20 protein-coding genes and 1 tRNA gene are annotated in these 16,940 nt (G+C 69.8%); 6 read left to right on the forward strand and 15 right to left on the reverse strand.

All coding sequences use genetic code 11. The features are described from left to right. Window positions 1–33 precede the first annotated feature (33 nt). From D3218_RS11645 to D3218_RS11660, 4 genes are all read left to right on the forward strand, one after another. Entirely contained in the window at window positions 34–921 is an 888-nt protein-coding gene (locus tag D3218_RS11645; RefSeq protein ID WP_119540237.1) for a F0F1 ATP synthase subunit gamma, read from the forward strand. A gap of 108 nt (window positions 922–1,029) precedes the next feature. After that, window positions 1,030–2,481: a F0F1 ATP synthase subunit beta gene (gene atpD / locus D3218_RS11650; protein ID WP_119540238.1), complete on the forward strand. Its 1,452-nt coding sequence runs from the start codon at window positions 1,030–1,032 to the stop codon at window positions 2,479–2,481. A 4-nt stretch (window positions 2,482–2,485) separates the two neighbouring features. Beyond that, complete coding sequence (locus D3218_RS20120) at window positions 2,486–2,713, forward strand: glutathione S-transferase (protein ID WP_119540239.1); 228 nt, start codon at window positions 2,486–2,488, stop codon at window positions 2,711–2,713. After that, window positions 2,706–3,110 (forward strand): F0F1 ATP synthase subunit epsilon, encoded by a 405-nt coding sequence (locus D3218_RS11660; RefSeq protein ID WP_119540240.1) that lies wholly within the window; start codon window positions 2,706–2,708, stop codon window positions 3,108–3,110. Before D3218_RS20120 ends, D3218_RS11660 begins: the two co-directional genes overlap by 8 nt. 80 nt (window positions 3,111–3,190) lie before the next feature. Here D3218_RS11660 and D3218_RS11665 read toward each other — a convergent pair whose 3' ends face one another. From D3218_RS11665 to rplU, 15 genes are all read right to left on the reverse strand, one after another. Further along, complete coding sequence (locus tag D3218_RS11665; protein ID WP_168990488.1) at window positions 3,191–3,718, reverse strand: GNAT family N-acetyltransferase; 528 nt, start codon at window positions 3,716–3,718, stop codon at window positions 3,191–3,193. Next, on the reverse strand, window positions 3,715–4,230 hold the full coding sequence (locus tag D3218_RS11670) for an RNA pyrophosphohydrolase (RefSeq protein ID WP_119540242.1): 516 nt from the start codon (window positions 4,228–4,230) through the stop codon (window positions 3,715–3,717). The genes D3218_RS11665 and D3218_RS11670 overlap by 4 nt, the downstream gene beginning before the upstream one ends. Before the next feature lie 83 nt (window positions 4,231–4,313). Continuing rightward, on the reverse strand, window positions 4,314–5,486 hold the full coding sequence (locus tag D3218_RS11675) for a divergent polysaccharide deacetylase family protein (RefSeq protein ID WP_119540243.1): 1,173 nt from the start codon (window positions 5,484–5,486) through the stop codon (window positions 4,314–4,316). A 98-nt stretch (window positions 5,487–5,584) separates the two neighbouring features. Next, window positions 5,585–6,931 carry a S41 family peptidase gene (locus D3218_RS11680; RefSeq protein ID WP_119540244.1) on the reverse strand — a complete coding sequence of 449 codons (1,347 nt, stop codon included), beginning with the start codon at window positions 6,929–6,931 and terminating at the stop codon, window positions 5,585–5,587. Then, window positions 6,921–8,345: a murein hydrolase activator EnvC family protein gene (locus D3218_RS11685; RefSeq protein WP_168990489.1), complete on the reverse strand. Its 1,425-nt coding sequence runs from the start codon at window positions 8,343–8,345 to the stop codon at window positions 6,921–6,923. The genes D3218_RS11680 and D3218_RS11685 overlap by 11 nt, the downstream gene beginning before the upstream one ends. Window positions 8,346–8,585: 240 nt before the next feature. Continuing rightward, a complete protein-coding gene (gene rlmH, locus D3218_RS11690; protein ID WP_119540246.1) occupies window positions 8,586–9,068 on the reverse strand; it encodes a 23S rRNA (pseudouridine(1915)-N(3))-methyltransferase RlmH in 483 nt (160 codons plus the stop codon). Window positions 9,069–9,099: 31 nt separating this feature from the next. Continuing rightward, entirely contained in the window at window positions 9,100–9,510 is a 411-nt protein-coding gene (gene rsfS, locus D3218_RS11695) for a ribosome silencing factor (RefSeq protein ID WP_280959972.1), read from the reverse strand. Window positions 9,511–9,587: 77 nt separating this feature from the next. After that, window positions 9,588–10,181 (reverse strand): nicotinate-nucleotide adenylyltransferase, encoded by a 594-nt coding sequence (locus D3218_RS11700; protein WP_119540248.1) that lies wholly within the window; start codon window positions 10,179–10,181, stop codon window positions 9,588–9,590. A gap of 41 nt (window positions 10,182–10,222) precedes the next feature. After that, a complete protein-coding gene (locus tag D3218_RS11705; RefSeq protein ID WP_119540249.1) occupies window positions 10,223–11,497 on the reverse strand; it encodes a glutamate-5-semialdehyde dehydrogenase in 1,275 nt (424 codons plus the stop codon). Next, window positions 11,487–12,638: a glutamate 5-kinase gene (proB, locus tag D3218_RS11710; protein WP_119540250.1), complete on the reverse strand. Its 1,152-nt coding sequence runs from the start codon at window positions 12,636–12,638 to the stop codon at window positions 11,487–11,489. The genes D3218_RS11705 and proB overlap by 11 nt, the downstream gene beginning before the upstream one ends. Then, a complete protein-coding gene (gene obgE / locus D3218_RS11715; protein WP_119540251.1) occupies window positions 12,635–13,702 on the reverse strand; it encodes a GTPase ObgE in 1,068 nt (355 codons plus the stop codon). The genes proB and obgE overlap by 4 nt, the downstream gene beginning before the upstream one ends. A gap of 93 nt (window positions 13,703–13,795) precedes the next feature. After that, on the reverse strand, window positions 13,796–14,386 hold the full coding sequence (locus D3218_RS11720) for a DUF3833 family protein (protein WP_119540252.1): 591 nt from the start codon (window positions 14,384–14,386) through the stop codon (window positions 13,796–13,798). Continuing rightward, window positions 14,350–14,928, reverse strand: coding sequence for a GNAT family N-acetyltransferase (locus tag D3218_RS11725; RefSeq protein ID WP_119540253.1), 579 nt, complete (start codon window positions 14,926–14,928; stop codon window positions 14,350–14,352). Before D3218_RS11725 ends, D3218_RS11720 begins: the two co-directional genes overlap by 37 nt. A gap of 124 nt (window positions 14,929–15,052) precedes the next feature. Then, complete coding sequence (gene rpmA, locus D3218_RS11730; protein WP_055892932.1) at window positions 15,053–15,322, reverse strand: 50S ribosomal protein L27; 270 nt, start codon at window positions 15,320–15,322, stop codon at window positions 15,053–15,055. A 113-nt stretch (window positions 15,323–15,435) separates the two neighbouring features. Next, window positions 15,436–15,903 (reverse strand): 50S ribosomal protein L21, encoded by a 468-nt coding sequence (gene rplU, locus D3218_RS11735; protein ID WP_119540254.1) that lies wholly within the window; start codon window positions 15,901–15,903, stop codon window positions 15,436–15,438. A 322-nt stretch (window positions 15,904–16,225) separates the two neighbouring features. On the opposite strand from rplU, the gene D3218_RS11740 reads away from it, so the two are divergent. Both D3218_RS11740 and D3218_RS19490 read left to right on the forward strand, forming a co-directional pair. Further along, window positions 16,226–16,315, forward strand: a tRNA-Ser gene (locus D3218_RS11740). Between the two features lie 437 nt (window positions 16,316–16,752). Continuing rightward, complete coding sequence (locus D3218_RS19490) at window positions 16,753–16,938, forward strand: hypothetical protein (protein ID WP_136625086.1); 186 nt, start codon at window positions 16,753–16,755, stop codon at window positions 16,936–16,938. Window positions 16,939–16,940 lie beyond the last annotated feature (2 nt).

Raw genomic sequence — 16,940 nt, forward strand, 5'->3', positions numbered from 1 at the left:
CGGCCACGGCCGCCCAGGAGACTGACCCGACAGATGGCTTCGCTCAAGGATCTGCGAAACCGCATCGCCTCGGTCAAGGCGACGCAGAAGATCACCAAGGCCATGCAGATGGTCGCGGCGGCCAAGCTCCGCCGCGCCCAGGACGCGGCCGAGGCGGCTCGCCCCTATTCCGAGCGCATGGCATCGGTTCTGGCCAACATCGCGGGCGCCATGGAGGACGGGGAAGCTCTGCCTCTGATGGCGGGCACCGGCAAGGACGACGTGCACCTGCTCGTCGTCTTCACCTCCGACCGCGGCCTGTGCGGCGGCTTCAACTCGCAGATCGTGCGTCTGGTCCGCGAGCACGTCCGCCGCCTGGAAGGGCAGGGCAAGACCGTCAAGATCATCTCGGTCGGCAAGAAGGGCACGGACCTGATGCGCCGCGACTTCGGCGATCGGATCGTCGCCCGCCTCGACCATGGCGGTGCGCGCACGATCGGCTTCTCGGCTGCCGAGACCGTCGCCGACAAGGTGATGGAGATGTTCGAGGCCGGCGAGTTCGACGTGGCCACGATCTTCTACTCGGCCTTCGAGAACGTCATCACCCAGCGTCCCACGGCCCAGCGGATCATCCCCGCCGAGGTTCCGACGACGGACGAGGCGACGACGCAGGCCGCCGGCGCCACCGCGCTCTACGAATACGAGCCCGGCCCGGAGCAGATCCTGGCGGACCTCATCCCGCGCAACATCAAGGTGCAGATCTTCCGGGCGCTGCTCGAGAACGGCGCCTCGGAGCAGGGCGCGCGGATGAGCGCGATGGACAACGCCACGCGCAACGCCGGCGACATGATCAACAAGCTCTCGATCTCCTACAACCGTCAGCGCCAGGCGCAGATCACGACGGAACTGATCGAGATCATCGCGGGCGCCGAGGCGCTCTAAGGATTCCCGGCAGCGCCGCCCAAAGGGGTGGCGCGCCGCAGTACGACACGATGGGCGCGAGGGGGCGGGGCCGCCGGACGCGCCGAGAGAACCCGAGAGGAAACTCGCATGGCTGACACTCTGGATATGAACGGCCGCCGCGGCCGCGTCGCGCAGGTCATCGGCGCCGTCGTCGACGTGCAGTTCGACGACCACCTGCCCGAGATCCTCAACGCGCTGGAAACCGAGAACAACGGCAACCGCCTCGTGCTCGAGGTCGCCCAGCACCTCGGCGAGAACACCGTGCGCACGATCGCCATGGACCTCACCGAGGGCCTGGTGCGCGGCCAGCAGGTGGTGGACACCGGCACGCCGATCCAGGTTCCGGTCGGCGACGGTACGCTCGGCCGCATCATGAACGTCATCGGCGAGCCGATCGACGAGGTGGGCCCGATCGAGTACACGGCCAAGCGCGGCATCCACCAGCCGGCTCCCCCCTATGTCGAGCAGAACCCCGAGTCGCAGATCCTGGTCACCGGCATCAAGGTGATCGACCTCCTCGCGCCCTACGCGCGCGGCGGCAAGATCGGCCTGTTCGGCGGCGCTGGCGTCGGCAAGACGGTTCTGATCCAGGAGCTGATCAACAACGTCGCGAAGGCGCACGGCGGCTACTCGGTGTTCGCCGGCGTCGGCGAGCGCACGCGCGAGGGCAACGATCTCTACCACGAGATGATCGAGTCCGGCGTGAACAAGGACCCGCACGAGAACGGCGGCTCCACCGCCGGCTCGAAGGCCGCGCTGGTCTACGGCCAGATGAACGAGCCTCCCGGCGCGCGCGCCCGCGTCGCGCTGACCGGCCTCACCATCGCCGAGAATTTCCGCGACCAGGGCCAGGACGTGCTGTTCTTCGTGGACAACATCTTCCGCTTCACGCAGGCGGGCTCCGAGGTGTCGGCGCTTCTCGGCCGCATCCCCTCGGCGGTGGGCTACCAGCCGACGCTGGCGACCGACATGGGCGCCATGCAGGAGCGCATCACCACCACCACCAAGGGCTCGATCACCTCGGTGCAGGCCATCTACGTGCCCGCCGACGACCTGACCGACCCGGCGCCGGCGACCTCGTTCGCCCACCTCGACGCGACCACGGTTCTCAACCGTGCGATCTCGGAGAAGGGCATCTACCCGGCGGTGGATCCGCTGGACTCCACTTCGCGCATGCTGTCGCCGATGATCCTCGGCGAGGAGCACTACGAGACGGCGCGTAAGGTCCAGTCGATCCTGCAGAAGTACAAGTCGCTGCAGGACATCATCGCGATCCTGGGCATGGACGAGCTGTCGGAAGAGGACAAGCTCACCGTCGCCCGCGCCCGCAAGATCGAGCGCTTCCTCTCGCAGCCGTTCTTCGTGGCCGAGGTGTTCACCGGCTCGCCCGGCCAGCTCGTGCCGCTGGAGGACACGATCCGCTCGTTCAAGGGCCTGGTCGAGGGCGAGTACGACCACCTGCCGGAAGCCGCCTTCTACATGGTCGGCTCGATCGACATGGCGATCGAGAAGGCCCAGAAGATGGCCGCGCAGGCCTGACGCCGTGGTCGCGTCCGAGAGCCTTCGCATCGAGGACGCGGTCAACGAGACCTGCCCGTGGTCGGGACAACCGATCTCGGGCGACGCGTTGACACTGTATCGGGATCGGGTGGTCGGGTTCTGCAATCCCGGCTGCCGCGACAAATTCGAGATCGCGGTTCGACATTTCGACACCGCGCTTCAGGCTGAGCTCCACTTGGGGAGCCGAGCAAGGCAGGCGGATCGTGGCTGAGAGCTTCAAGTTCGAACTGGTGTCTCCGGAGCGTCTGCTCCTGTCCGAGCAGGTTTCGGCCGTCGTCGCTCCCGGCAGCGAGGGCTATTTCACCGCCATGCCCGGCCATGCACCGCTGATGACGACGCTGAAGCCCGGCGTCGTGCAGGCGACGCTGGCCAGCGGCACCGAGCGCCGCATCTTCGTCCACGGCGGCTTCGCCGACATCAACCCGGAAGGCTTCACGCTGCTCGCCGAGCACGCGGTGCCGGTGGAGGAGATCGACGTCGCCGATCTCGACCAGCAGATTCGCAACACCGAGGAAGACGTCGCCGACGCGACCGACGCCGCCGTGCGCCTGCGCGCCGAGCGTCGGCTGGCCGACCTGCGCAACGCCAAGGAAGCCCTCGGCTTCTGATCCGGCGCGCGGTCGCGTTGTTCGCATACGAGATGGCCCGGTTGCATCCGCAGCCGGGCCTTCGTCGTTCATGCCGTCCCTCAGTCGTCGTCCTCGTCGTCGCCGGCGCCGAACGCGTCGGGGTAGACGAGGACGCCGGACCAGCCGGCCAGCGCACCCGGCACGAGCTCGAGGGCCTGGAAGTTCGGTCCCGCCCAGGGCACCACAGCGCCGCGCGCCAGATTGGCGCGGAAGCCGAGCCGGCCGTAGAAGCCGGGATCGCCCAGCACGAACACCGAGCGCCATCCGCGCTCGCGCGCGAGGTCGAGGCCGAAGCGGACAAGCCTCACCCCGATGCCCTCGCCCTGCCGGTCGGGCACCACGGCAACGGGTCCGAGGGCCAGCGCCCGGTCGGCGCCCTCCAGCGCGGTGAACAGGGCATGGGCGACGAAATAGTCGCCGTCCGTCGCGACCACCGAGATCACGTCGTGGCCGGCGGAGACGATCGCATGGGGGAGGCGGGCTTCCTCGTCCCGCCCGAAGGCGGAGGCGTGGATGGTCTGGACGAGCACCAGCTCGCCCGCCGCCATCTCCCGGATCGCCAACCGCGAGGGCTCGCGCGCGCTCATTGCGATGCCTCCAGCGGGCGGAAGGCGGCGATCACCTGATCGTAGACGGGCCGCTTGAACGGGACCACGAGATCGAGGACCTCGTCCATCGTCTTCCAGGCCCATTCGCTGAACTCGGCCGTGTGGCCGCCGGGCGGCGGATCGATCTCGACCTCGCCGTCCTCGCCCTCGAAGCGGAAGGCGAACCACTTCTGCATCTGGCCGCGGTAGCGCCCCTTCAGCGCGACGCCGACGAGTTCGGGCGGCAGTTCGTAGCGCAGCCAGCCGTCCGTCGTCGCCAGAAGGGAGACCGAGCGGATGCCCGTCTCCTCGTGCAGCTCGCGGCGCGCGGCGACCAGCGGATCCTCGCCCTCGTCGATGCCGCCCTGGGGCATCTGCCAGAGCTGGGCGGCACCGTCCATCTCGCCTTTCGGCTCGGCGATGCGGCGTCCGACGAAGACCTTGCCTTCGGCGTTGAGGACCATGATGCCGACGCAGGGACGATAGGGCAGCGAATCGGGGGTAGGGGACATGCGGGCTCCGGGCTTCATTCCCGAAGGCTAACGCATCCGGCAGGGCGATGAAACGTCGGGGCCCGGCGCCGGGGTCCCGCGCGTCAGCTCCGCGCCTCCGGGTCGAAGGCGAGCGCCGATACGGGAACGATCTCGATGCCGCGCTCGGCGGCAGCGGCGACCCAGTCCCGTATCCCGTCGATCGACGCGTCGAAGGCGCTGGCTGTGCCGATCGCCGTGCCCTTGGCGCGCGCGATGCGCTCCAGCACGTCGAGCTGGCGCGCGATCGCCTCGGGCTCGCGGTCCGCGTCGATCACGAGGTCGGCGGCGGCGAAGGGGGTTCCGTTGGCGAGGGCGACGTCGCGCGCCTCCGAGCGGGGGGAGGTGCCGTCGTCGAGATAGAGCAGCCCGCGCTTCGACATCTCGCCGAGGAACGGTTGGAGCGCCGCCGGGTCGGCGTTCAGCCGCGCACCCATGTAGTTCATGACGCCGACGTAGTTGGTGATGCGGCCCATCGACCAGTGGAGGTCGTCGAGCCGCCCGGCGGCCGCATCGGCGACCTTCAGCGTGTGCGGACCGGCCGAGACGTTGGGATAGCCGAAGGGCTCCATCGGAGCCTGGAGCAGCACCTCGTGGCCGCCGCGCCGCCCGGCCTGGAGCCAGCGGTCGAGGCTGTTGCCCTCCGCGGCGAAGGCGAGGGTCACGCCTGCAGGCAGTTCCTCCACCGCCCGCATCGAGCCGCTCTGGCTGACGCCGAGACCTCCGACGACGATGGCGATGCGCGTGCCGCCCGTGCCGGACCAGTCGCCGGCATAGACGTCGAGCGGCCGTCGTCCGTCAGTGCCACGCACCGGCAGCGGCCCGAAGTCCGTCTGCTCCAAGAGGGCCTGCTCGGGCAGGTGGGCGAAGGCGGAGGGCTGGCGCAGCGAACCCGGCTCGAGGACCCGGATCGAACCGGTCAGCGGGTTGCCGTCGTCCACCAGCGGGCGCCGCCCGTCGGCGTCGGCGATGGTGAAGCCGCCGCCGGGCTCCATGCGCAGGACATTGGGCTGGCGCTCCGCCGGCTCCGCGACCTTCTGCGCGACGACCTCCGACGGGGCGATGGGCGCGACGGGGGGCGGCGCGAAGCCCGGCTGCATCAATGCGGTGGCGACGGAGCCGGCCGCCACGAGCGCCACGAGGCAGGCGCCGCCGAGCCAGGGGCCGCGCGCGCGTCGTCGCGTCCCGGCGACGGGAGCGAGGGTCTGGCCAAGGGGGCGATAGAGCTCTTCACGCATGCATCCTTCATAGGACGCAAGACTGGATCGGGGCTTTGCCTGCGCACGAAAAAGGGCCCCGGCGTCGCCGCCGGGGCCCTCGATCTCGCGCCGTCCACTCAGTTGGCGGCGGAAGCGGTGTCCTGCTTGGGCGGGAAGGCCGCGTTGGTCTTCACGCCGCGCAGGAGGTCGTAGGCGTACTGGAGCTGCAGGTCGTCCTTGGCCTCGGGCGGCACGTAGTCGAGCGAGCCGGAACCCTCGTCGCCTTCCTCGGCGCCCTGAATATGGCCGCGCAGCGACGATTCGCCCATCTTGAGGTCTTCGTCGGCCTTGAGGCCCATCTGCGCCTTGATCTCCTCGGGCAGCGGCTGCTCGACCTCGATGTCGGGGCGGATGCCGCGACCCTGGATGGAGGAGCCGGAGGGCGTGTAGTAGAGCGCCGTGGTCAGCCGCAGCGCGCCGTTGGCCCCGAGCGGGATGATGGTCTGCACGGAGCCCTTGCCGAAGGAGCGCGAGCCGACGATCGTCGCGCGCTTCTGGTCCTGCAGCGCGCCGGCGACGATCTCGGACGCCGAGGCCGAGCCGCCGTTGACCAGGACCACCAGAGGCTTGCCGTCGATGTCGTCGCCCGAGCGGGCGTTGTAGCGGCGGGTCTCCTCGGCGTTGCGCCCGCGCGTCGAGACGATCTCGCCGTTCTGGAGGAAGGCGTCGGAGACGCTCACCGCCTCGTCCAGGAGGCCGCCCGGATTGCGACGCAGGTCGAGCACGTAGCCCTTGAGCTTGTCGCCGGGAATCTTGGCCTTGATGTCGGCGATCGCCTCCTCCATGCCGGAGGTGGTCTGCTCGTTGAAGCGCAGGAGCTTGATGTAGCCGACGTCGTTCTCGACCGTGTGGCGAACGGACGGGACCTTGATCTCGGCGCGCTCGATCTGGAGGCGCACCGGCTGCGTCGCACCCTCGCGGATGATGGTGAGGTCGACCGAGGTGCCGATCTCGCCCTTCATCTTCTCGACGGCTTCCGCCAGCGTCAGGCCGCGCACCTGCTCGCCGTTGATCTCGGCGATCAGGTCGCCGGCGAGCACGCCCGCCTTGTCGGCCGGGGTGCCGTCGAAGGGCGAGATGACCTTGACGAGCTCGTTCTCCATCGTGACCTCGATGCCGAGGCCGCCGAACTCGCCCCGCGTCTCGGTGCGCATGTCCGCCGTTTCCTTGGCGTTCATGTAGCTCGAATGCGGGTCGAGCGAGGTCAGCATGCCGTTGATGGCGGTCTCGATCAGCTTCTGGTCGTCCGGAACGTCGACATACTGCGCGCGCACGCGCTCGAAGACGTCGCCGAAGATGGCGAGCTGGCGATAGGTGTCGGATCCGGCTGCGTTGGCGACGCCGGCATGCGGTCCCACGAAGGCCGTCATCGCGGTGGCACCCAGAAGCGCTCCCGCGAAGAGAATGGAGAGCTTACGTATCATTCCTCGTCCTTCCAGATGATCCATCCGCCCACCAAGGGTCCGGATCGACCGGTTTCCCGTCCTTGCGAAATTCCACGTAGAGCGAGGGTTCGGCCTTCGACACGTCCGCTTCCGCCGCACTTGCGATCCGAAGGGCCCCCATCGCCGCCAGGGGCTCTCCCGCGAGGACGAACTGTCCCACCGCAACATCGATCCGGCTCATGCCGGCCAACACGATATGATAGCCACCGCCCGCGTTCAGGATCAAGAGTTGGCCGTAGGAGCGGAACGGTCCCGCATACAGGATGTGCCCCTCTGCCGGCGCCGTCACCAGATCCCCCGCCCGCGCGGCGAGGAGGATCCCCGACGACGGACGACCGAGATCGTCCTTCTCTCCGAACCCCTGGACGAGCGTCCCGGATACGGGGAGCACGAGGCTCTTCTTCAATGTCGAAAATGGGGCGGTGGGCTCCAGCCTCGTCATTTCCTTGCGCAGTGCGGCGATGTCGTAGGTATGCGGCTGCGCCTCCGCGTCGGGCCCTGCCGCCATGCGCCCCACGGTTCCGGTCGGGGCGGCCTTCGCGGCCTCGGCGGCGATGCGCTGGCGCTCGGCTTCCGCCTCCGCCGCCATGCGGGCGCGCTGCGCCTCGTCCTGGCGCGAGCGTTCGGCCTCGGCCTCCAGCGAGGCGATCAGGTCCTGCAGCGTCGTGGCGCGCGCGGCAAGGTCGGCGGCCCGGCGGTTCTCCTCGCCGATGCGCCCGCGGCCCTCGGCCTCCAGCTTCTGCTTCTCGGCCATCAGCCGGTCGAGCCGGGCGGCTTCCTCGGCGCCCCGCGTTCCGGCGTCGGCGAGCCGCGCCCGCTCGCCTTCCAGCGCCTGGCGGATCGCGGCGAGGCGCTGGAGGTCGGCGACCAGGCGTTGGGTCTGCTCGCGCATCTCCGGCACCACGGCGCCGAGCAGGATGGCGCTTCGCACCGAGCCCAGCGCATCGCCGGGCTTGACCAGCAGCGCGGGCGGAGGCGCGCGGCCCATCCGCTCCAGCGCGGCGAGCACCTCGGCCAGCACGCCGCGCCGCTCGCGCAGCGAGGCCTTGACCCCCGTCTCCTGTCCGACCAGCGAGGCCAGCCGGCCTTCGGAGGCGGTGATCTCGGCGGAGATGCGCTTCTGCTCGGCAGCGGCGAAGATCGTCGCCTCGCGGATCCGGTCGCGGTCGGCGGCGAGCGCGGCCACCTCGGCGTCGAGCCGCTGGGTGAGTTCCTTGGAGCGACGGAGTTCGGCGGTGATGCGGTCGAGTTCGGCCCGGTTGCCGGACTGCCGGTCCGCCAGCGCGGCCGTGCCGGACGATGCGGCCGCGCCGGGCGCCGGGGGGGCGCCGTCCGGCGCGGCGAGCGTACCGGTGGCGAGGGGCAGTGCTAGGAGGAGCGTCAGCCCAGCCAAGCCCGCCCCGGCACCGCGCCGCAAGGCCGCACACATCCCGCCCAACCGCTATCCTCGCCCGCCGTGCCGCTCCATGGCCGCAAGACTACCGGCGGGAGCTTAAGATATCATCAACCATGCCGGGGCGGGTCCGCCCCGGCCCATTCCGTTTCGCAGACGAGCGGGGCGGGCCCGCGGCAGACAACCGGCGGGCGGGCGATTTCGCGGTCCTGTTGCAGTCCTGCATCGCGCGGCGGCGCGTCAGGACCGGTGGTAGGGGTGGCCGGCGAGGATGGTGGTGGCGCGGTAAAGCTGCTCGGCCACCAGGATGCGCACGATCTGGTGCGGCAGGGTCAGCCGCCCGAAGGCGACGGCCGTCTGCGCCCGCGCGCGCAGCTCGGGCAGCAGGCCGTCCGGCCCGCCGATCACGAGCGCGAGGTCGCGCAGCCCCTCGTCGCGCAGCCGGGCGATCTCGCCCGCGAATTCCGGCGAGCTCGGCATGCGGCCGGTCTCGTCCAGCACCATGAAGGCGGCGCCGGCGGGCAGGGCGGCCTCGATGCGGGCGGCCTCGTCGCGCTTGCGCTCGGGCACCGTGGCCTGACGCGCCTCGGCGAACTCCAGCACGCCGCCCCATTCGAGGCCGAGCGGCGCGCCGGTCTTGCGAAGGCGGTCGAGGTAGCGCGCGGCGAGGTCCTGTTCGGGGCCGGCCTTCATCCGGCCGACCGCCACGATCCAGAGCCTCAACGGCCGGGAGCCGGGAGGGGACGGACCCGGATCAATGGACGACCGTGTCGCCCGCCTCGCCGACGCTCCACATCTTCTCGATGTTGTAGAAGGAGCGGACCTCGGGCCGGAAGATGTGGACGATGATGTCGCCCGCGTCGATCAGCACCCAGTCGCCGTTCTGGAGGCCTTCGACCTTGGCATTGCCGTAGCCGGCCTCCTTGAGGTCGCGCAGGAGATGGTCCGCGACGGCCGAGACGTGGCGATGCGAGCGCCCGGACGCGATGACCATGTGATCGGCGAGCGCCGACTTGGTCCTCAGGTCGATCGATACGACGTCCTCGGCCTTGGAGTCGTCGAGGCTGGCGGTGACGAGGTCGACGACCGGCCGGTCGGGAAGCGGGGCCTCCCGCTCGGGGGAGAGGGTGTCGACGTCGTCGTTCAGTTCGGCAGCGGGTCTCAGCTAAGTGCTCCTTTCGAGCGTTGCGGCGGGGCTTCACTTTCGCCCCGCAAGTAAAGTGGCAAGGATCGATGACCCTTTCAAGACGAGCGGGGCGCCGCCTCCCTTAGGCGGGTAGACGACAGCGCGGACCGCCGGCCGTGCAGGAAGGTCCAGGCCGGCGGGGCGAGCGCCGGCAGAAGCCGCGCGTCGGCCTCCGGAAGCCGGGCGGCGGCGAGCGTGCGCGCCGCGGGCGAGGACAGCGGCGCCAGGGTGGCGCCCGGCCTGTCTACCACCGCGATCGGCAGCCGGGCGGCGATCGCCCGCCAGGACTGCCAGCGATGGAAGGTCGCCAGGTTGTCGGCACCCATCACCCACACGAAGCGCGCCGCCGGTCGGTGGGTCAGCACCAGATCCACCATGTCGGCCGTATAGCGCACGTCGTGAGAGGCCTCGAAGGCGGTGACCACGATGCGGCGATCCTCGGCCAACCGGCGGCACAGCGCGAGCCGATCGGCCAGGGGGGCGGGGGGGCGTCCGGCCTTCAGCGGATTGCCGGGGCTGACGATCCACCACAAGCGGTCGAGCCGCAGCCGCCGCAGCGCGGTTTCGGCCACCAGCAGATGGCCCTCGTGCGGCGGATCGAACGATCCGCCGAAGAGGCCCACCCGGAGGCCGGCGGGCGCAGGGGGCATCCGCAGGTCTTCGGGGCTCGGCTCGCGCGGCGTGTCGATCCTCAAGGGCGGAGCTGACCGGTGCCGGAGACGCGGTAGTTGAAGCTCGTGAGCTGCTCCACGCCCACCGGGCCGCGCGCATGCATCTTGCCCGTCGCGATGCCGATCTCGCCGCCGAAACCGAATTCGCCGCCGTCGGCGAACTGGGTCGAGGCGTTGTGGAGGAGGATCGCCGAGTCCACGGCGCCGAAGAAGCGCGCCGCGGCGGCCTCGTCCTGCGTCACGATCGCCTCGGTGTGGCCGGAGGAGAAGCGCGCGATGTGTGCGATCGCTCCTTCGACGCCGTCCACGATCTCCACGGAGATGATCGCGTCGAGATACTCGGTGCGGAAGTCCTCCTCCGTCGCGGGTGCGGCATCCGGGTAGAGGGCGCGCACAGCGTCGCTGCCGCGCACCTCGCAGCCGGCCGCGCGCAGCGCGTCGAGGATGGGGCCGAGATGCGTTCTTGCCGCCGCCTGGTCCACCAGCAGCGTCTCGGCCGAGCCGCAGATGCCGGTGCGCCGCATCTTGGAGTTCAGGGTGACCTCGACGGCCATCGCCGGGTCGGCCGCCTTGTCGACGTAGACGTGGCAGAGGCCCTCCAGATGGGCGAACACGGGCACGCGCGCGTCGCGCTGGACCCGCTCCACCAGCGACCGCCCGCCGCGCGGCACGATCACGTCGATCGCGCCGCCGAGCCCGGCCAGCATCTCGCCCACCGCCGCACGGTCGGACACCGGCACGATCTGGATCGCATCGGCCGGCAGGCCCGCCGCTTCCAGCCCGCGCGCCAGCGCCGCATGGATCGCCCGCGAGGACAGGGCCGAGTCGGAACCGCCGCGCAGGATCGCGGCATTGCCGGCCTTGAGGCAAAGCGCGCCGGCATCGGCGGTCACGTTGGGCCGGCTTTCGTAGATCACGCCGATCGTGCCGATGGGCGTGCGCACGCGCCGGATCCTCAGTCCGTTCGGCCGCGTCCATTCCTCCGTCACCGCGCCCACCGGGTCGGGCAGGGCGGCGATGTCGCGAAGCGCCGCGGCGATGCCGGCGATGCGCGCCTCGTCGAGCCGCAGGCGATCGATGAAGGAGGCGGCCATGCCGGCCCCGCGTGCGCGCTCGACGTCCGCCGCGTTGGCGGCGAGGATCTCCGGCGCCGCGGCCTCCACCGCCTCGGCCATGGTGCGCAGCGCGGCATCCTTGGCGGCGCCCGGCGTCTGGGCGAGCACGCGCGCGGCCGCCTTGGCGCGGGCACCCATGTCGGCCATCACGGCAGCGAGATCGGACGGTTTATCCAGCATCGCGCAAGGCTCCTTCGTCCTGCCAGTTGCGTCCGACCACGAGGTCGTCGCGATGGATCATCGTGGCTCGGACGCCCTGGCCGAGCCGCTCCTCGATCTCGGCCGAACGCAGGCCGGCCACCAGCCGCGCCTCCGCCGCGTCGTAGGCGACCAGCCCGCGTGCCACTTCCGCGCCCGCCTCGTCCAGGACGAGGATCGTGTCGCCGCGCCGGAACTCGCCGTCCACCCGCCTGACGCCGGCCGGCAGAAGGCTCTTGCCGGCATGCAGCGCCTGCACCGCGCCGGCATCCACGTGCAGGCGACCCGACGCGTTGAGATGGCCGGCGATCCAACGCTTGCGCGAGCGCACGGGATCGGCCGCCGCCAGGAACAGCGTCGAGCGCTCGCCGCGCCGAACGGCATCCAGCGGATGCAGCCGCTGGCCGGAGGCGATGATCATCGCCGCGCCCGCGTCGGTCGCGATCTTGCCCGCGTCGATCTTGGTCTTCATGCCGCCGCGCGAGAGGGGAGAGGCGGCGCCTCCCGCCATCGCCTCGATCTGCGGCGTGATCGCCTCGACCAGGGGAATGTGCGCGGCGTCCGGGTCCTGCGCCGGCGGGGCGGTGTAGAGGCCGTCGATGTCGGACAGGAGAACCAGGAGGTCGGCCGACATCATGGCCGCGACGCGCGCGGCCAGCCGGTCGTTGTCGCCGTAGCGGATCTCGGTGGTCGCCACCGTGTCGTTCTCGTTGATCACCGGAACCGCGCCGAAGCCGAGCAGCGTGCCCACGGTCGCGCGCGCGTTGAGATAGCGCCGTCGCTCCTCCGTATCGCCGAGCGTCAGGAGGATCTGCCCGGCCTGGATGTCGTGGGTGCCCAGCGCCTCGCTGTAGGCACGCGCCAGCGCGATCTGGCCGACCGCCGCCGCGGCCTGGCTCTCCTCAAGCTTCAGCGGCCCGCGCGACAGCTTAAGGATCGAGCGGCCGAGCGCGATCGCCCCCGACGACACGAGTAGAACCTCGCGCCCTTCGCGGTGAAGGGCGGCCACGTCGCTCGCCAGCGAGCGAAGCCATGCCTCGCGCAGGCCGGACTCTGGGTTCACCAGCAGCGCGGAGCCGATCTTGACGACGATCCGCCGAAACGATGCCAGCCCATCGCTCATCCGCGCCAGTCCTCCTCGGCCAGCGAGCCGCCGAACCGGCGCCGGTCCTCGGCCTCCTGGTCCGCCGCATCGTCCGCCAACCCGTCGATCTCGCGCCGCAGGCGGCGCAGCACGTCGGGCAGCCCGTGCCGGGTCACGGCCGAGAGCACCAGCGGCTTGGTGCCGCTCGCCTCGGCCAGCGCGTCCAGCTTGTCGCGCCGCGTCTCGTCGTCCACCGTATCCGCCTGGCTGAGGGCGACGATCTCGGGTTTCTCGATCAGGCCCTCGTCGTAGAGCTCCAGTTCCCGCCGCACCGTCGCATAGGCGCCTGCGACGTCATCCTCCACCGCCGAGACGAGATGGAGCAGGACGCGCGTGCGCTCGACATGGCCGAGGAACCGGTCGCCGATGCCCACGCCCTCGTGCGCGCCCTCGATCAGGCCGGGAATGTCGGCGATGACGAACTCGTGCCCGTCCACGGTCGCCACGCCCAGGTTGGGGTGCAGCGTGGTGAACGGATAGTCCGCGATCTTGGGGCGGGCGGCGGTGACGCTGGCGAGGAAGGTTGACTTGCCGGCGTTGGGCAGGCCGACGACACCGGCATCGGCGATCAGCTTGAGCTGGAGCCAGATCGTCAGCTCCTCGCCGGGCAGGCCCGGATTGGCGCGGCGGGGCGCCTGGTTGATCGAGGACTTGAACTGCCAGTTGCCGAAGCCGCCGTTGCCGCCGGCCGCGACGCGGAACACCTGGCCGACCTCGGTGAGATCCGCCAGCAGGGTTTCCTCGTCCTCGGCGAAGACCTGCGTCCCCACCGGCACCTTGAGCGTCACGTCCGTGCCCTTGGCCCCCGTGCGGTTGCGGCCCATGCCATGCATGCCGATCTTGGCGCGGTAGTGCTGCTGGTAGCGGTAGTCGATCAGCGTGTTGAGCCCGGAGACCGCCTCGATGAACACGTCGCCGCCGCGCCCGCCGTCACCTCCGTCGGGACCACCGAACTCGATGAACTTCTCGCGGCGGAAGGACACCGCGCCGGCGCCCCCGTCGCCCGAGCGCACATAGACCTTGACCTTGTCGAGAAACTTCATCGTCCTGTCCTGAATGGCCTTTCGGCCGGAATCTCATGGTTTGGCGGCCTGTTTAGCGCGCCCGGCGCCGCGTTGGAACTCGAACACGGGGCCTCATGGGTCGGAAAGATGGGGCTGGAGCGCCGCGGCGCTCTTGGCGAAGGTTACGCGGGCCCGGGCAAGAGGCACGCCGAAGCGCGAGACGCGGACGCGATTGGCGACCGTGCCGTCCGCTCGCGGCGTGATCTCGTGCACGAAGTCGAGCGCGAACCGCCCGCCGCCGGGGGCGATGCCGCGATAGGCAAGCCGCGCCCCGTCGGGGGCGCTTCGGCCCGTGACCGGAAAAGGCCCCTGGAGTGTCCCCGCCTCGTCCTCCGTGCGCACGGTGCCGGTCACCCGACCGTCCTGCTCCACGAGGTGCCAGCGCTGGAGGCGCTCGCCGTCCTGGAAGGCGAAGCGCTCGTCGAGGTCGATCGCCGCGCCCGTCGCCTTGCCCCGGAAGCGCGCCGTGAAGCGTTCGCGGAACAGGCCGAGCGTGCGAATCTCGCCCGCGCTGACCCTGTCGCCGTCGAAGAAGGCGTGCAGGGAGAACCCGTCCGCCGCCCCGACCGGACCCGCCGCAAGGCAAAGCAGCGCGACCAGCGCCGCGCGGGCGAGGGGGGCCGCCGTCATCGGGGCGTGCACCAGCTCTTCAGCGACTGCCATGTGCGCCTGTCCATCCGATAGGTCTCGCTGGCGACCCGCCCGGCAGCCAGCGAGGTGGACATGCCGGTGCCCACATAGCCGAAGCCGCACTTCTGGATCACCCGCCGCGAGGCCGTGTTGATGACGCGGCAGCGGATCTCGATCGCGGCCAGCTCCAGCGCCGCGAACCCGTAGTCCACCATCGCCTGCGCCGCCTCCGTCGCGAAGCCCTGACCCCAGTAGGGGCGCCCGATCCAGTAGCCGAGTTCCGCCGTGCCGGGCGTGGCCGTCGCGGCCAGGCTGCACAGGCCGAGAAAGGTCTCGTCGCCGCGCGCGGTGATCGCCACGATCAGCTCCTCCTCGGTCCGCCCGAGGAACGCGCTCGCGTCGTCCATCCCGTAGGGGTGGGGGATGCGCGACGTCATCTGCGCGATCTCGAGATCGTTCGCGAGGCGCGCCACCGCCGGCGCGTCGGCGAGACGCGCGTCCCGCAGCACCAGCCGTCGCGTGGTCAGCCGACAGTCGTCGTCGTCGGCCTCGAGGCAACTATCGTCGCATGTCATCGGACCCCTCCGGAAATGCAAAACGGGGAGATGGCGGCCCATCTCCCCGGTTCTCATTCCTCGTCCGACTTGCGTGTCGGTCAGAGGCCGGGTCGTTGGGACGCCGGCGCTCTGAAGCGACCGGTCACTCGGCGGCTTCGGCTTTCGGCATGACGGACACGTAGGTTCGGCCCTGCGCCTTCTTCTGGAAGGTCACGGTGCCCTCGGCCACGGCGAACAGGGTGTGATCGCGGCCGATGCCGACGTTCACGCCCGGATGCCAGCGCGTGCCGCGCTGACGCACCAGAATGTTGCCGGCGATGACCTGCTCGCCGCCGAACTTCTTCACGCCGAGGCGCTTGGACTCGGAGTCGCGACCGTTGCGGGAGGAACCGCCAGCCTTTTTGTGTGCCATGTTTCAGTCTCCTGATCGTCTGGGGCGCCCGGGGCCTTGCGGCACCGCACGAGCGCTCGGGGAATGTCTCGTCTCAACGCGACGGGGGCTGCGGGGCTCCCGTCGATCGCGTCTCAGGCCTCGTCGCCCTCGGCCTTCTTCTTGGTCGCGCGGGGCTTCTTGGGCGCAGCCTCGTCGCCCTGCGCGTCCGCGGCCGGCTTCGCCTTGGCGGCCTTCTTGGCGCCGGCGTCCGTCGCCTCGGCGGCAACCGGCGCCTCGGCCTTCGCCGAGGGCTGCTTGCCGTCGGTCAGGATCTCGGAGATGCGGATCAGCGTCAGGTCCTGGCGGTGGCCGCGGGTGCGCTTGGAGTTCTGGCGACGGCGCTTCTTGAAGGAGATCACCTTCGGGCCGCGCGTCTGCTCCACGATCTCGCCGACCACGGTGGCGCCGGCCACGAAGGGCACGCCGATCGTCGAGCCGACCATCAGAACCTCGGTGAACGACACGCTGTCGCCCGCGGCGCCGGCCAGGCGCTCGATCTCGAACTGGTCGTTGGCGGCGACGCGGTACTGCTTGCCGCCGGTCTTGATCACTGCGAACATAACTTGCCTCTTGGGATCGGCTCTCGCGCGCCGGAGCGCGTCGGGCCGTCTTCTTGTGTTTCTTCGAACGAGGCCGCCCGACCGGTCCGACGCATCCGCAAGAGACGCGGAGGACATGGCCTGCGACGCGCGTTGCCTATCCGCGCGCGGGGGAAACGTCAAGGGGCGAGACGGTCGCAAACGCCCGTCCGCGAACTGTCGCGCGCCCGTCGATTGCCTCTTGTACGAACGGCGGAAGGTTTGCTAGAGAGCCCTCGCGTCGCAGGGCGCCGACCACGCTCATAGGCGTATGCTTCATCGATCCTCGCGATCGACCTCGGACGGAGAGGTGGCAGAGTGGTTGAATGCACCGCACTCGAAATGCGGCATACTCGCAAGGGTATCGGGGGTTCAAATCCCTCCCTCTCCGCCATTTATCTCGCGTAAAGCCCTGATTTTACTACGATTTGGGTTTTTGTTAGTTTAGGCAACCCTCACTTTAGCCCACATTTTTCATTGGTTGGTAGTGGGCTTTACAGCACAGTGCCGGACGACCCTTCTCTATGAGACCATGAGCGTTGTGGCCTACGTCCGGGAGCCGATCCGTCCACCCTGAGAGGTGCATCTCGGCTGTGCCGCTACCGATTGCGAAGCCTTCGAAAGATTCAACAGCAGGTCTAACGATCAAGGTCGATAAGAGGCCGCGCTCGCGCTTGGAGACCTTCACGAAGCCGAGGCTCGCGCCGTTCCATCGGCTGACTGGTTACGTCCTGTGGAGTGAGTAGCCACCGCGTCTACTCGAACCCAAATCAATCGACAATCATCAAGTGTTGGTGCAAACTGGTGCACTAAGGTGCGATGGAGTGCATCGTGATGAAAACGCTGCAACAGAAACGCTTCACAGTTTCTCTCGATAATAATGATTATGAAGCTCTGCGCGCTATCGCCGATAGTCACCAACCACCATTGAAGCTGCAATACGTTGTGAACGTCGCAATCAAAAATCTGCTGGAACGTCACGCAGTTCGGCAACTTGCGTTCCCATTGGACGATTGATA

Source organism: Aureimonas flava (assembly GCF_003583935.1).
Lineage (GTDB): Bacteria > Pseudomonadota > Alphaproteobacteria > Rhizobiales > Rhizobiaceae > Aureimonas > Aureimonas flava.